The organism is Paenibacillus caseinilyticus (assembly GCF_027533645.1).
In the GTDB taxonomy this organism is placed as follows: Bacteria; Bacillota; Bacilli; order Paenibacillales; family NBRC-103111; genus Paenibacillus_G; species Paenibacillus_G caseinilyticus.
In genome coordinates this window covers 1-14,631 of record NZ_JAQAGY010000001.1, presented here as the reverse complement: position 1 = coordinate 14,631, position 14,631 = coordinate 1, and the positions used below count along the sequence as shown (strand labels likewise).

Here is a 14,631-nt window from a genome sequence, read left to right as displayed (position 1 = left end):
ACAGACATACTTAAAGCACCTTTAAAAGGAGAGTCATAACATGGGAAAGTTTAATGGGAAAGTGGCAGTTGTTACAGGAGGCACTAGCGGTATCGGGCTTGTAACGGCACAGCAGTTTGCTAAAGAAGGGGCGCATGTTTATATCACGGGGCGCAGACAAAGTGAGCTTGATGCGGCTGTGAAGCTGATTGGAGATCATGTAACTGGTATTCAAGGCGACGTTTCCAATCTGGCGGATTTGGACCGGCTGTATAATGCAGTGAAGCAAGAGAAAGGTCATTTGGACATTCTTTTTGCTAATGCTGGAGTGGGGTCATTTCTTCCGTTGGGTGAAATTACGGAGGAGCATTATTACAAAACCTTCGATGTTAATGTAAAAGGAGCGATATTCACAGTTCAAAAGGCATTACCCTTGTTTCCGAACAATGTAGGCTCGATTATCCTGACGGGGTCTATGGCAGGTTCAATGGGAATGCCGGCATTCAGTATCTACAGCGCTACAAAAGCGGCAATCAGACAACTAATTCGCAACTGGATTCTTGATTTAAAGGGAACTCAAATTCGTGTTAATGTGGTTAGCCCTGGAACGATTATTACACCAGCTCATGATGAATTATTTGGAGCTGAGCTCGATAATGCTATGGAGTATGCCAAGTCTACAACGCCGTTAGGTAGATTGGGGACATCTGAAGAAATTGCAAAAGCAGTTATGTTCCTAGCTTTCAACGAAAGTAGTTATATCACAGGGACCGAATTGTTTGTGGATGGAGGAGCTGCACAAATTTAAATGTTCGCCTATACATAGCACCAAGATAGTTTTTGGAGGCACCTACGGAATGTGCGGCCTCTGTTAATGCAGATTTTAAATTTTTATTTCCTTTTTTCCTTTAGAAGACTTCCTTTTGCCCGCGCTCTCATTATGTCCAGGTACAAGTGCTGCCCAAGAACACAAGTGAGCCGCACTTGGAAACTGGGCTTTTATGTTTGTTCCTATTTCAGCTAAGATTTGTTCAGCCATTCGAGTGGCAAGTCCAGGGATAGAATCTAATTGCTCGAGATCTTCTTGATCTGAAATAACTCTTTGGGCAACCTCTTGATCTAATATCCCCATTTGTGCGGTGAGGAAGTCAATATGACCTAAAATGGTTTTGAGCATCATACGTTGATGAGGATTAACATAACCTCGAAGAGCGAATTCGAGTTCATCTTTTTTCTTTTTCATAGTTCGCAGAGCGAGGCCTGCTAATTTTCCAGGATCTTCTTCACCGTTTGCAATGGCGTTAAGCATGTCCTTAGATGAGACCCCCATAATATCTGAAACCACAGAGCCAAGCTTGATGTTTGCTCCTTCTAACACATTTTGAATCCGATTATGTTGTCTAGCTCGTTCTTCAATGATGCTTCGGCGATAACGAACTAATTCTCGCAGTTCCCTTTGGCTGCGGTTCGGAATGAAGCTCGCCTTTAACAGTCCATGACGAAGAAGTTGCGCAATCCAGTCCGCATCTTTCACATCCGTTTTACGTCCTGGGAGAGCTTTCATATGTTGAGCATTTACCACTAAAAATTCAATATCTTCCGCTTCTAATAGGTTAACAATTGGCTTCCAGAATACGCCTGTATGGCCGGATCAGAACAGTTAATTAACCTGGTCGCTCGTTAAACTAAAGGACAGTTTAGTTCCAATTGTGGTAAAATATAGTGTAAACTCTTTTACCATATTCGGAGGGATATTTCTTTGAAAAGTTCTAATTTTAGTAATATTATCTGTTCAGTTTTTTTAGCTATTGCATTCATGGTTGGTTGTTTTATCATCAGCGGGGGTCAATTGTCATCTTCATCGAACAAAACTTATAAACCACTAATGTCAATTCAAGAAACAGCTGATTATTTAAATATATCTGAGTCTCAAGTAAAAGCGATTATTAGTTCCGAAGAAAAGGCTCTGACGACAAGTGGCTCATACAGGGGTAAAATGTTGCCAATTATCAAAATAGGTAACGACATATTTGTAAGTAGTGCTGGTCTAAGCGAGTGGATTAAAGAATCCACGGAACAAAGAAAGCAGTATGAACCCTCCGTGTTAAACTAACTGGAGAAGACAGTTGAATGATCCAGGAACAGTTTGCCGCGGCAGCTGCTCTATTTTTTCATTGAAGTAACGGGCAGGATAACCTGGTAAATGGGCTTAAAGAAAGACAAAGCATCTAGCTGGTAGGTGCTTTTTTGTGTTCCATAGAATCAGCTTCAAGTGGCTCATCTTTATTCGCTCATACTGAGAAGAGAAGCTAGAAGGGCACAAACCGGGCTCTTGTATGAAAATAAATTCGTGATAAAAGAGATTTTTCACAGTAATTCTCGTCTTATTCATTGGAATAGGAAAGGAGCTTAAGTGCGTGGAATCTGAAACGGATCGCGAGATCGTGGAGCGTGTTCTGGCTGGACATACAGAGTCGTTTGCTATATTGGTCCGTAGGTACAAAGGAAAGTTATTCGGACTCCTACGCGGATTAGGCGTGCCTTCGCAAGACGCGCAAGACATGGCACAAGAAGCCTTTATTAAGGCGTATCATAATTTATCTACTCACCGCCCCGAGAAAAGTTTTTCTGCCTGGCTGTATACCATTACGACCAATATATGGAGAGATTCAGTAAAGAGAAAAAAACTAATTTTAACAGAACTCGATGAAGATCTTACTGCAAGTGGGCAGGGATTTGAGGAGCAGCTGCTTCGTGCCGAGAGCCGTGAGGAGCTCTATCAAGTTATGGAACGACTTCCCGAGCACTATCGGCTTGCTCTCTTGCTTCGATATACTAACGATTTGAGTTACGAAGAAATCAGTCAGTTACTGGGTGTAGGTGTGCCGAAGGTTCGAAACGATCTGTACAGAGCTAAGGAACGGATGCGCTTATTACTAAGCAAGAAGGAGGGGGCAGGGCATGGATTGCTTAAGCCGCAAGGAGATGGAGCTTTATCTGGTCGAGATACCGACTGAAGAGCACCGGAGAGCATTCTCTACTCATATTGGAAGTTGTTCTCGTTGTCAAGGTGAGTATCAGCGTCTCTTAGAGGAACAAGAGAGTCTTGCTACGCTGCTTTATGAGGATGAACTTCCAGATTCCTTTGTCACTGATGTGATGGACAAAATCACCACATCAAGTCATCGTCCCCGTATTAAAAGCCGCTGGAGAATGCGCAGGACGATCGCGGCTATCGTTGCCTTACTACTAGTTACTGCAGGGGTGGTGAACTACTATACTGTCCCTTCATTTGCACAGATCATCCGTTCTTTGTTTAAAGAAGAGAACGTGGACATAGGGTTGCTTCGTGCTATGGAATTCGGCTTGGTACAGAACCCGGGTATTGAGGTGACTGATCATGAACATACAGTACGTGTTGAGGAGGTTGTTGCAGACCCAACAAGGGTGGTATTGGCCTTGCAATTGAGTGGCCCAGCCGCGACGGATGACCGGTTTCTGAATCCTGGTGCCATTACCATTAAGGATCAAGAGGGGCATCAACTTGGAGAAATGTACGACATAGGAATAACTCCTGATTTTTATTACATGGTAGCCCATTTCGCGGAGCCGGTTACCGTAGACAAGATTATTGTTGAGGGTCGCATCACAAGCTTCACCAATGAATACCATAAGTGGCTGGAGCCCATTAATGGACAATGGAATTTTGACTTCACTATCGATATGAAGGAAGCAAAAGCCAAAACTCGGGTCACCCCAATACAAGGGGAATACACCACACCTGAGGGTATGACAATCCGGCTAAAGCGACTGACTCGAATGGTGCAAGGCGTAAGACTGGAGCTGGAAACAGAGCTAAGCACGGAAGCGTTGCTTCGCTCCCCGCAGGATTACTGGCAGAAGCAGTCTCTATCGTTTCATTTTGAAGATGAGCATGGAAAGGAAATTCATAGTGTGAATGCACGGAAATTTCCTCACAACGATAGTCTAATGACATACTCAAGCATACCGGGTACGAAGCAGGGGGGCATGCTATGGAGCTACACTTTCCGGTATTTGCCTGAGAATGAGCCTTATTATTTCGTAATAGATGGATATTCAGTCTCTGAGAAGGATGGTACAAAAATAAGCTTCGAGCCAGAGAGACTAGGCGAGGAGCCCCTAGCTTTCCGTTCAGCTGGTGATGAATTCATGCTCAGACGATTCACGATTGAGCCCAATGAGAATCCTGATGCAAAGCAAAGCGAAGGCAGCCTGCATCTTGAAGGAAGACTGTTAAACGACCCCATTGAATCCAACTGGGTATTTCAAGACGACCAGGGCACTGTGTATTCTGCTAAAGGTCATGGCTCCATTATGATGGAAGAGGAGCGTTACGTTTTGGGAGGGGGCGTGGAAGACCCTAAGGTTCTCTATCAGTTTCGAGTTCCGGGGATAACAATAATCCCCCAAAAACTGTTATTAACCCGTACCTCTGTTTCTAAGTGGTATAACAATGTGAACTGGAAGCTGCCAATGGAGTAAAATAATAGCTACTTGCTATGTTGAAGATGGATAAGGGTTTGTTGAACTATCTGGGAACGATAGTTGAACGACTCAGGAGCAGTTTGCCTCGGCAATTGCTTCATTTTTTATTGAAATAAGGGGAGTTAATCCCAAGGTGTGCTATACTTTCAAAGTAACAATATGACTCTACATGCTTGAAGAATGTCGTATTCAGGAGGGTTACATTTATGGGGAAGACATTTTGCAAAAGAACTAAAAAGATAATTGTAAATGGCTCTCAATTCCACTGCGTTATTAATGAGATCTCTAATAATAAATTTGTGAATTTTAAGGTCTATTCATCAAAAACCTCATTTTTTGAAGTCTTATTTACATGGGAAGGCAGCTGGCACTTTATCCCACATAAGCCAAGCAATTGTGAACGTTTAATTAGATATGCGATTGAAAATGGATGGGAATTTAGTAATGAAAAGAAAACGTTAAAAATAGAACAAGGGGATTTTCTCATAGATAAATTAGGATTAACTTCACATATTACTCATTAAGCTCCCTCGGTACGATTTAGTTCTCTGACGAATACTCGCTTATTCGCAGGATTTCACCTTTGACAGAAATACGGAAAGATAGTTTCAGGAGCACTGTTGAAGACCGAGACAACATGAAGGCGTGAGGAAATAGAGGGGAGATTGCAACCCCATATCCTTCCATATACTGCACGCATGCTTCACGCCGCCCCTGGAGGTTTTCACTCCCATGACTCAACGGGTCGTTGCCCTCTCATTCCTTCGTTACGCCTGTCCAAGGGGTGGAGGCCGGAGTTGTTAATGGCACTGGTTTTTGGCACATTGGCGCTCGTCAGAAAAATAAGCGTCAAATAGCCCATACCTAGTCAAAGGATGTGGGCTATTTGACGCTTACTTATATAATAATTGCAGAGGAGGTTCCTATCGATGATAGATATGAATGGATCCGCTGGTGTCCTTTAGAACAACGCCAGCGGATCATCAGTACCTTTTTGTATTCCAGAATCTCAAGACCGTCCGATAGGTGAGACCATCGTTGGAACTGGAGAATTGACCCAGCATGTGCTGCATCATCTTCGCTATGATTTTTTCACCCAGCCTTGTGCTTTCCAAGGAAGCATCCGTGGCCTTAATCGTGTTACGGATATGAATTTCGAACACTTCTTGATCGAACACGAATGAGATGTTGATTTCGTCATGCAGCTCTGCATATTTCAACAAGTTGGAGAGCAGGTTATCGAAAACACGTCCAAGATACTCCATATTAACGGTGATATAGGCGTCGGGTAGTTCGCCTGTCAAGCGGGTCAGGAATTGTTCTTGCCGCAGCACACCGACCAGATCGGACATCAGATCGTAAATCGCCTCTTGCGCAGACAACGTCTCCAGTTCGGCCTCCTGTTCTTTGTCCAGAAGGAAGTAAGCGAACAAATTATCGGACAGGCTCTTTAATTGAAGTGCTTTGCCATAGGCATTTGTGATATAGCTGCTGGCTTCGGGGGACAACTTGTCCTTTTCCTTTCGGGCAAATTCTAAGTACATCATCAAGGAGGTCAGCGGCGTACGCATATCATGAGACATCTCGGTTACGAGGCTTCGGCTCTCCGCCTGAAGCGCTTCGATTGCGAGCAGCTTGCCTAGAAACGCTTTGCGAAGCTCTTCAATGCTTCCGGCGATCATGGCTAATTCATCGTGACCTCGGATGGTCATCGCATACTCCAGATCGCCGCCTTCCAGAATGTGAATTTCTTCATGGATCGTCTTCAGATAAGCCAGGCTTCGGCGGATGCCCGTTAGCACAATCGACAGAAAGATGGCCGTTGATGCTAGAACCTCCAGTGCAAAGGCTGCGTCGTAATAACGGGATGCGAAGAAACCGTCAATAATGACATCTCCTTGGCCATCGCTAAACAGAACGGGGGAAGAATGCTTCTTCGCGTATTGGGATTCGGATTCCACTCCATACGCTGATTCATCTCCAGCCGTGTAGACGGAATCAAACTGGAGTACCTGGTCCTTATAGATGGTAAGCAGAATAATTTTTTCTTTCTTCGTCCACGCGGCGAAGGCGTCTCGGTCCGTCGAAGACAAACCATTCGCGTCAACGTACTCAGCAAATTTCTTCACATATTCGGAAGACTGCTGCTCGAAATAAGTCTCCGATTCGAGATGACGGTCAATCCATTCATCGCTGATGGCTTGCATGATAAGAAAAGATAACCCGCTCACCATCGATGCGGTCAAAATGAGCAACGCCAGCTTTTTGGTCAGCGAAAGCCTACGATATGACAAAGCGGTAGCCTCTTCCCCATTCAGTCTGGATATAGGTCGGATGAGCGGCATCATCCTCAATCTTCGCGCGCAATTTACGGATATGCACCATGACGGTGTTGTTCGAGCAATAGAAGTAGGGCTGATTCCAGACGCTTTCATATATATTTTGCGCGGAAAAAATTTTGTTACGCCTGCTCATGAGCAACTTTAAGATCCGATATTCAAGGTCGGACAGCTCGATTTTGCGATCGTCTTTCCAGACGTCATTGAACTGCTCGCTGACCTTGAGTTTGCCCGCAATCAGAAACGTTTCACCGTGATCTTTTTTGTCCTGATAAATCTTATATCTGCGCAGCTGGGCTATGACTCTGGCGTGAAGCTCGTCCTCGGAGAAGGGCTTCGTCATATAGTCATCTCCGCCGGCCAAGAGCCCTTCTGTCTTATCGATTGTGCCGGATTTTGCAGTTAGGAACAAGATCGGGACATTGGAGCGTTTCCTAATTTGCTTGCATGCTTCAATTCCCGAAATGCCTGGCATCATAATATCCAATATAACCAGGTCAAGCGAATCATCTATATGCTCCAATGCCTGCTGTCCATCCTTGGCCGGAGTCACCTCGTAACCCGCTCGGGCAAGCGAGGCGCAGAGGAGGTCACGAATATCTTGATCATCTTCCACAACTAAAATGCGATTCGGATTCATCGTTTCACCCCTTGCTCGTATATGGATTGATCTGAAACTGCTTGTAAGCCCACGCCTTATAGGAAGGATGCTTATGAAGGAGTTCCTCGTGCGTGCCGATTCCAGTTACTTGACCATGGTCTAACACGACGATTTGGTCCGCATGCACGACGGTCGATAATCGATGCGCGATGATCAAGGTTGTCCGGCCCTTCATTAAATAGTCGAGCGCCTTTTGTACTTCATGCTCCGAGTCGCTGTCCAGGCTGGCCGTCGCCTCATCTAAGAGCAAAATATCGGGTTTACGCAGCAAAGCCCGGGCAATAGCAATACGCTGGCGTTGTCCGCCTGATAGCCTAATTCCTCTCTCGCCAACCTCTGTCTCATACTTTTCGGGGAGTGCATCAATAAAATCATGGGCATAGGCAAGCCGAGCTACCTCGATCAGTTCTTCCTCGCTTACTTCTTCTTCACGGCCATAGGTGATATTGTCTCGAATTGTACCCGCCATAAGCGGACTCTCTTGGGAGACATAACCGATCTTCCTGCGCCAAGCCTCGAAGGGAAAATCACCAATTGCTGAATCTCCCCAGTATATCACACCGTTCTCCGGTTCATAAAAACGTTCAATAAGTGAAAAAATCGTCGTTTTCCCGCTTCCGCTAGGTCCTACCAGAGCCGTCACCTTGCAGTGGGGGATCGTAAAAGAGACATTCAGCAGAATCGGCTTATCCTGTTGATAGCCGAAGCGAATGCTGCGGAACTCCATGGTATTTTGCTTGTTAGGCAGCAAGCGAACTTGAGGATTGGTTTCCGGGGGATGCTCCATAATCAGCCTTAGCCGCCCTGTTGCACCCATCACTTTTTTTAAATGCGAGAAGAAGGCTGCGAATTGGCTGAATGGAAATAGAATCTGAAACAACAGCAGGATAAAAGAGACAAGTGCTCCCGTACTCAAAGCGCCGGAAGAAACACGGACCCCTCCGTAACCGATGATGATAACCAGAAGAACGATCATGATCAGCGACATCAATGGTGTCAGCACTGCGTTTATTCTGGCCTCTTTCATCTCAAAGCGATACAGCCCGTCTATGTCGGCTTCACCGTTCTTTATTTCTCGCCATTCGGAATTAGAGGACTTCACCAGCCTAATTTCCCCAAGTACTTGTGAAAGGGTTGAAGCCAGCCCGGCCAATTGTTCCTGCATGTTCACTGAAATCTCGTACAATTTATCACCCATCGGCATCAGGAAGGCAATACCAATCGGCAGCGCCAGCAAGATGATCAGTGTCATTTGCCAGTCCAAGTAAAAAAGAATGGCGACCGCGCTAATGACGGTGAGCAGATTGGAACAAAAGGCGATTAAGTGGTCGGTAATAAACGATTTGATCTCATTCGTGTCGTTAGCTACGCGGCTCATAAGGTCTGCCGAGCGATGGCGGTCAAAAAACTGCACCGGCAGCGCCAATGTTTTCTTCCAGAGTTTTGTGCGCAAGTGCTTGACCATTCGGCTGCCAACGTAGGCCAGCAATAAATAGGAAACCCCGCTCGATATCGCTTGCAAAATAAAGAAAAATACTAGCTTCAGCACCATCGGGGCATTAATCGACTCCAGGCGGAACTGGTCAATCATACTGCCGGTGACGAGTGGAACAATCAGTCCCGCCATCGCGCTGATTAAGCTTAATAGGATCGCGATGCCGAGCGTCAGTTTGGGAATACCTGCTGAGATTAAAAGCGCAGCAAAATGGCTTAGCGTGGTTTTAGGCAATGGATCTTGAGTGTCTGTCTGCTTGGTGGATTTGTCAAATAAGTTCATTGTTGTCTCCCAGTTCGTTAAGATTCGCTTCCATACGTAAATTTATGATGTCGCCGCGGTACAGTTGTTCATCATAAAGATCAAATCTTAACAGTTTATGAAAGTAGATTCAGAGAATTTTTAGATGCCTTCATAAATGATCAAAACGAATAAGAGGTGCAGCCAGAGGCTCCGTGTTTGCCACGATGGCTCACCCGACAAGAGGGGGTTAGTGTATGAATCATTTTGACGTAACAGCAAGAGAGTGGGAACGACGTTTTTTTAAGAAGTTTACTTCCGGCAGAGTAGAGACAGGACTTGGGAATATCAATCTCGTTGAGTCCGTTTCCTCGAAGCAGGTGCACTTTAGAACCCAGCGCGGCAAGGGATCTCATGGAATTTCCCGCGAGCGGGTGCGCGCGGCGATCGCGTTCTTCTTGTATCGGCGGACAATCATGCGGAGGAACCTGGAGCAGTTCAACAAGCTCTCCTCCTTTCTGATGGGACTCCTCCGGATCATGTTTGTAGAGATAGCCAGGATTCGCAAAACGGCGAAGGGGCTGCGACTGAGCCATTGGGACTCTACGACTCCGATTTGGAGCCGGCAGAAGCGTTTTGTGCTCACAGAGAGGGGGCAAGTCGCTGCCGATAAGGTGGACCCGAGTTGGGATGGCGAAGCCTGTATGGCCTACAACCTGCAGTGGCTCTTCCGGCTGGAGGAGGCATATCACGGCATCGATCTATAGCTTCCGCTGCTGCCCGAATATTCCAAGCCGCCGGTACAGCTGTCGCTACTTTAATATAGGAAGGGAAGGTGTTTAAGATGGATTGGATTAATCATCCTGCTGGGTTAATTGCTATGGTCTTTGCAGCACTGTTTGTATTGCGAATGATCAGAAGAGCGTATCGGAGGTTAATGGCACTGGTTTTTGGTACACTGGCTCTCGTTAGATGACTTCACTTTCTAAGCTAATGAGCAGATATGTCCATCCAAGTGGTATAATAAATATAATTATTCCAGTATCGGAAAGGGAAATATTTCAATGTGGGAACAAGTTGACGAATTAAAGCGGCAAGTTGAAGAACGGAGACCAATTCAACCGGATCTAATGAAGACCTTAGCACAGAAGTTTCGGGAAGAGTGGACTTATCATTCAAATGCCATTGAAGGAAATACTTTTACTTATCAGGAGACGGCTTTTTTTCTAAGGGAAGGGTTAACGGTCAAGGGGAAATCTTTGCGTGAGCACTTGGAGATCGTGAATCATGCGGAAGCGATTGATTACCTACAGGATGCCATTAAATATAGAGACCTCAGTGAGAGCCTTATCAAGGAGTTCCATGTTATATTATTTCAAGGTGTTCGGAACTTGGATTTTCAACCGGGAGAGTATAAAAAGAAGGACAATCATGTATTGACTATATCTGGCGAAATCCATCATTACACTCCATTTATACTCGTTCCGGAAGAAATGGAGGGGCTTATTCGATGGTATTCTGGGCAGAGCCAATTGCATCCTATCGAGTTAGCTGCGTTATGTCATCATAAATTTGTAGCAATCCATCCATTCCCGGACGGGAATGGACGTGTTGGTCGGCTTATCATGAACTATGTATTATTGAAGAACGGATATCCCCCAGCAATTGTCCGCAATGAGAATCGTCAAGATTATTACAAAGCGCTTGAACTTGCGGATCAAGGTGACCCCAAAAACCTTATCGATATGGTATTAGATGAGGTTATCCACGGATTACAACTATTACTGTCGGTGTAAGTTTCCGATATACGGAAGCAACAAATAATATGTAAAGAAGTCTTCTATAATATCTTAATCATTTGACGGATTGTAATATGAAGTGCGACACCTAAGCGAAAAATAAAAGAGCCTATGTTTGGATTCGTGTACAATGGAAGTTACCACACCACCATTTGAACAGGAGAACCCACACATGAGCTGCACCCATCTTACCATAGCCGAGCGTGGACAACTAGGGGCGTATTATCGACTTGGCTGGTCAGCAAAGGCCATTGCCATTGGGAACTGGATATGGTGGTGTGTTGCCAGCCAATACCACGATCGGTTGTAAGAGTTTTCCTGTTATGCAAACTTAGAGGGCATTCATAACGGTCTTCTAGTCAGCGAAGGTCACGATGGTGCAATATATACAGGAACCGGGCCAGTAAGCCTCACTGGTGCTCAACGAGCAGAGGCCATCGCTAAAGCCAGCGGTAAGCCATTGGCTTTCATCACATTGCCACTTGAGACGCTTCAAGGACAGCTTCAACAGATGGGAATTCCGACAGACGTAATCACAAGCATTGGGAGTATACAACAGAACTTCTCTAATGGGAAATTCCATATCGTTACATGAGACATCGAGAAACGATCTGGTCGTCCAGCACGAATCTTGAATCAATCCTGGCAACAGTATTTCAGTAATTTTTGCTCGTGATCCCGAGAATGAAGGAGCTGCCGCGTCAGCTCTTGCTTACTTCTTCATATAATCGGGCAGAACATTACTGAGAAGAAGTTGTTGACAGATCTATGAATTTCGATATTATTAGAAATATGGATATACCATATTTTGCCTTTCCGGCCTGGGAATGGTGCAAATTAGTATTCCTTGTTTTCATCTCTATAAAAGGGAGTGTAGTAATGGGAAAACAAGTATATATTATCCACGGTTATGGAGCTTCACCAAACAATCATTGGTTCCCTTGGTTAAAAGAAGCGTTATTGGCAGACGATCATCAAGTTTCGGTCCTAGACATGCCCAATTCGTCTGACCCCAGGAAGGAAGAATGGTTGGATACATTAGCTAAAGGTATAAAGAGTATAGATAACAAAACTTATTTTGTCACACATAGTTTAGGATCCATCACACTATTGAAATATCTAGAACAATTAAATCCGTTACCAACCTTTGGAGGCTTTATTCTTGTTTCTGGTTTCGCTAAACCATTGTCACTCTTTCCTTCCATAAATCCTTTTACAGAAAAAGAAGTGGATTACAACAAAATAATTGCTGCAACAAATTCACGTGCTGTTATCGCTGCAAAGGATGACAATATTGTTCCTTTTCAATTCAGTCAACATTTATCAAAACAATTGGATGCATCATTTATTTCTGTCGAAAAGGGTGGCCATTTTTTAGAAGATGATGGTTATATTACTTTCCCGGCGGTTTATGATATTTTGAATCAAATGATCAAAGTTATATAAAATGGTGGTTTTTAAGACATATCATTACGCTATGGGTAACGTTAACTCAATGAAATACGATGATCGGCAGCCGGCATAATGGCTGCCTTTTTTTCAATTCATGGGGCAGACAGGCTGACGGAAATGGGAATGATAACCATCGGGTACCGGTAAGTGGATAGTGTCGTGAGTTTGCAAGGATTTGGATTGTTATTATCTAAAATAGTAAGAAAAACCCTCCTTATTTCTTAAGATTCATCTGTAACACTGGTTTTAACGGGAAAATCAATATAAGGAGGAGCAATTCAATGAACTATCAAGCAGCACGAGAATGGCATAGCCTGTATGCTTTACCGTTTCCCTATGCTGGGTTGGAGGGAGGATCACGATGACTACCGCCAAAAACAAATTCATTTTATGCTTGAGTAGTGTACTGCTATGGATGTCAATCCAGGTTCACCCTGTGTCTGCAATCGAAGTTCCAAACAAAGCCGAAGGAGTACGGCAAGAAATCGATAATTACATCAAAAATAATATGGAAGCCAACAACATTAAAGCTGCGTCTCTCGCAATAGTCAATAAGGAAGAGGTGTTTTATACCAACGGTTACGGTGAATTTCCAGATGGTCGCCAGATCATCGGCAGCACCCCTTTTCCCATTGCTTCCTTAAGCAAAGCTTTCACGGCACTAGCCGTTCTTCAGTTGGTGGAAAAAGGACGAATTCATCTTGACACGCCATACGCTGTATACTTTCCTGAGCTCTCGCCTAAGGATGAGCGTGTTCGTACAATCACGGTCCGGAATTTATTGAATCAGACAACCGGTCTTAATGACAAAGTGAATCCCGACATGACACGTTCCCCCCAATATCAATCGCTGCGGGAGATTAACCAATCGTTGAGCACGGTTCAGCTTGCGAATGATCCCGGAACAGCCTATATCTACCACAATCCGAATTATCAGTATTTGGCTCTGCTTGTGGAGAAAGTAAGCGGGCAGGACTTCTCTGCCTACATGAAAAAGAATATATTCGAGCACCTGGGTATGAGGCATACCTTCAGCATTAGCACTACGCAGCAAATCAATGAAAATCCTGCCATTCCGCGGGGGAATTATTTATTGCTTGGCCTTCCTGTAAGGCAAGAAGAGCCGCATTGGTTCATTGACGGTCCGGCAGGGATTGTTTCAACTGCTGAAGATATGGCAAAATGGATGCTTGCTCAATATCATGGGGAGCTTCTTACCTCAGAACTAATGGAGGAGTACCATACAGCCGGACAGAACGGTCCGTATGGAATGGGGTGGAATGTAGACGAGGACGAACATAGAGGACGGACCCTTTCCCACAATGGAATTTTCTGGACGTATAAGAGTGAAGAGAAGATAGATTTAGATCATCGGCTCGGCATTACCATGATGTTTAACTCGGGAATCAATACTTTTGTCGATTATGGAGCTTTTGTCGAAGGCATTGAAAGGATCATAAAGGGCGAAAAGGCCGAAGCTCCTATCTTTAACAGTAAAAAGATGGAGACCGTTATGATTTTGCTCATCATTGCGACGGGCCTTTGGGGGTTGTATACACATTTTCGTATCAGCAAGAGCAACAAGGGCATTACGGCTGGACAATTGATTTTTTCATCCGTCTGGTGGATTCTTCCTGGCTTGATTCTTGTGCTGCTTTCACCCCTAACTACATTCATGGCCGCTGGGCGAGTGGTTCCTTGGCTTGGGCTATGGACCACCATGTCATCGCTAATAATATGGCTTGTTGTAATAACGCTTGTAAATATAACAAATTGGGTATGCCAAATGAGAAGGTTTTGCCAAGTTAAGTTGGTCCAGAGTAATGTTGGGTGAGAATAACTTACTCATAGCCGATATTGACTCACTAAATCATTCCTGTATTATACCGGTTTTGGAAAAAATGAATTTCATACCAACTTCCAATCAGCTAAGGACGTGACGGGGCAGCTGCCGCTGTAGTTGTCTCCTACGAAGAACGAGGCTGCCGGTTATGGTCCGGCAGCCTTTTTTTCGTGGTACGCCCAGCATGGGCGTCATCTCTAGGGTGAAAGTCCCGAACGGGGGCTGGCGAACGCCTACCGTTAGCCAAGAGCAAGGGTGTCCACCGTGAGGTGGAATCTGAAGGAAGCTGGAGGCAA

The 14,631-nt window shown here is 44.8% G+C and carries 12 protein-coding genes and 1 pseudogene; 9 read left to right on the top strand and 4 right to left on the bottom strand.

From position 1 onward, the window contains the following. The first annotated feature begins 40 nt into the window (after nt 1–40). Nucleotides 41–787 (top strand): SDR family NAD(P)-dependent oxidoreductase, encoded by a 747-nt coding sequence (locus tag O9H32_RS00065; RefSeq protein WP_269863673.1) that lies wholly within the window; start codon nt 41–43, stop codon nt 785–787. Nucleotides 788–791: 4 nt separating this feature from the next. On the opposite strand, the pseudogene O9H32_RS00060 reads toward O9H32_RS00065, so the two are convergent. After that, nucleotides 792–1,621 (bottom strand): annotated as a pseudogene (locus O9H32_RS00060) (IS110 family transposase); the annotation flags it as partial. A 117-nt stretch (nt 1,622–1,738) separates the two neighbouring features. Between O9H32_RS00060 and O9H32_RS00055 the strand changes: the two are divergent. The 4 genes from O9H32_RS00055 to O9H32_RS00040 all read left to right on the top strand — a co-directional run bounded on the left by O9H32_RS00055 (nt 1,739) and on the right by O9H32_RS00040 (nt 5,030). Continuing rightward, on the top strand, nt 1,739–2,092 hold the full coding sequence (locus O9H32_RS00055) for a helix-turn-helix domain-containing protein (RefSeq protein WP_269863672.1): 354 nt from the start codon (nt 1,739–1,741) through the stop codon (nt 2,090–2,092). A 304-nt stretch (nt 2,093–2,396) separates the two neighbouring features. Then, a complete protein-coding gene (locus O9H32_RS00050; RefSeq protein ID WP_269863671.1) occupies nt 2,397–2,996 on the top strand; it encodes an RNA polymerase sigma factor in 600 nt (199 codons plus the stop codon). Then, nucleotides 2,941–4,503: a DUF4179 domain-containing protein gene (locus O9H32_RS00045; RefSeq protein ID WP_269863670.1), complete on the top strand. Its 1,563-nt coding sequence runs from the start codon at nt 2,941–2,943 to the stop codon at nt 4,501–4,503. The genes O9H32_RS00050 and O9H32_RS00045 overlap by 56 nt, the downstream gene beginning before the upstream one ends. 209 nt (nt 4,504–4,712) lie before the next feature. Continuing rightward, the gene (locus O9H32_RS00040) at nt 4,713–5,030 is read left to right on the top strand and encodes a hypothetical protein (RefSeq protein WP_269863669.1); all 318 of its coding nucleotides are present in this window, start codon (nt 4,713–4,715) and stop codon (nt 5,028–5,030) included. Between the two features lie 459 nt (nt 5,031–5,489). Here O9H32_RS00040 and O9H32_RS00035 read toward each other — a convergent pair whose 3' ends face one another. Genes O9H32_RS00035 through O9H32_RS00025 form a run of 3 tightly spaced genes read right to left on the bottom strand, consistent with a single transcriptional unit; the run spans nt 5,490 to nt 9,283 of the window. Beyond that, the gene (locus tag O9H32_RS00035; RefSeq protein ID WP_269863668.1) at nt 5,490–6,800 is read right to left on the bottom strand and encodes a HAMP domain-containing sensor histidine kinase; all 1,311 of its coding nucleotides are present in this window, start codon (nt 6,798–6,800) and stop codon (nt 5,490–5,492) included. Continuing rightward, nucleotides 6,787–7,485: a response regulator transcription factor gene (locus O9H32_RS00030; RefSeq protein ID WP_269863667.1), complete on the bottom strand. Its 699-nt coding sequence runs from the start codon at nt 7,483–7,485 to the stop codon at nt 6,787–6,789. Before O9H32_RS00030 ends, O9H32_RS00035 begins: the two co-directional genes overlap by 14 nt. Nucleotides 7,486–7,489: 4 nt before the next feature. Next, entirely contained in the window at nt 7,490–9,283 is a 1,794-nt protein-coding gene (locus O9H32_RS00025; RefSeq protein WP_269863666.1) for an ABC transporter ATP-binding protein, read from the bottom strand. 215 nt (nt 9,284–9,498) lie between these two features. Here O9H32_RS00025 and O9H32_RS00020 point away from each other — a divergent pair, with 215 nt between their 5' ends. The 4 genes from O9H32_RS00020 (at nt 9,499) to O9H32_RS00005 (ending at nt 14,326) form a co-directional block, all read left to right on the top strand. Beyond that, entirely contained in the window at nt 9,499–10,008 is a 510-nt protein-coding gene (locus O9H32_RS00020) for a hypothetical protein (protein WP_269863665.1), read from the top strand. A 297-nt stretch (nt 10,009–10,305) separates the two neighbouring features. Further along, complete coding sequence (locus O9H32_RS00015) at nt 10,306–11,037, top strand: Fic family protein (RefSeq protein WP_269863664.1); 732 nt, start codon at nt 10,306–10,308, stop codon at nt 11,035–11,037. Nucleotides 11,038–11,919: 882 nt separating this feature from the next. Beyond that, a complete protein-coding gene (locus O9H32_RS00010; protein WP_269864293.1) occupies nt 11,920–12,486 on the top strand; it encodes an RBBP9/YdeN family alpha/beta hydrolase in 567 nt (188 codons plus the stop codon). Between the two features lie 367 nt (nt 12,487–12,853). Further along, nucleotides 12,854–14,326 carry a serine hydrolase domain-containing protein gene (locus O9H32_RS00005; protein ID WP_269863663.1) on the top strand — a complete coding sequence of 491 codons (1,473 nt, stop codon included), beginning with the start codon at nt 12,854–12,856 and terminating at the stop codon, nt 14,324–14,326. Nucleotides 14,327–14,631 lie beyond the last annotated feature (305 nt).

Bases quoted from the DNA above. Each gene is read 5' to 3' on its own strand.
- O9H32_RS00025 (WP_269863666.1), bottom strand. From the start codon at position 9,283: ATGAACTTATTTGACAAATCCACCAAGCAGACAGACACTCAAGATCCA.
- O9H32_RS00010 (WP_269864293.1), top strand. From the start codon at position 11,920: ATGGGAAAACAAGTATATATTATCCACGGTTATGGAGCTTCACCAAAC.
- O9H32_RS00030 (WP_269863667.1), bottom strand. From the start codon at position 7,485: ATGAATCCGAATCGCATTTTAGTTGTGGAAGATGATCAAGATATTCGT.
- O9H32_RS00040 (WP_269863669.1), top strand. From the start codon at position 4,713: ATGGGGAAGACATTTTGCAAAAGAACTAAAAAGATAATTGTAAATGGC.
- O9H32_RS00005 (WP_269863663.1), top strand. From the start codon at position 12,854: ATGACTACCGCCAAAAACAAATTCATTTTATGCTTGAGTAGTGTACTG.
- O9H32_RS00045 (WP_269863670.1), top strand. From the start codon at position 2,941: ATGGATTGCTTAAGCCGCAAGGAGATGGAGCTTTATCTGGTCGAGATA.
- O9H32_RS00065 (WP_269863673.1), top strand. From the start codon at position 41: ATGGGAAAGTTTAATGGGAAAGTGGCAGTTGTTACAGGAGGCACTAGC.
- O9H32_RS00020 (WP_269863665.1), top strand. From the start codon at position 9,499: ATGAATCATTTTGACGTAACAGCAAGAGAGTGGGAACGACGTTTTTTT.
- O9H32_RS00015 (WP_269863664.1), top strand. From the start codon at position 10,306: ATGTGGGAACAAGTTGACGAATTAAAGCGGCAAGTTGAAGAACGGAGA.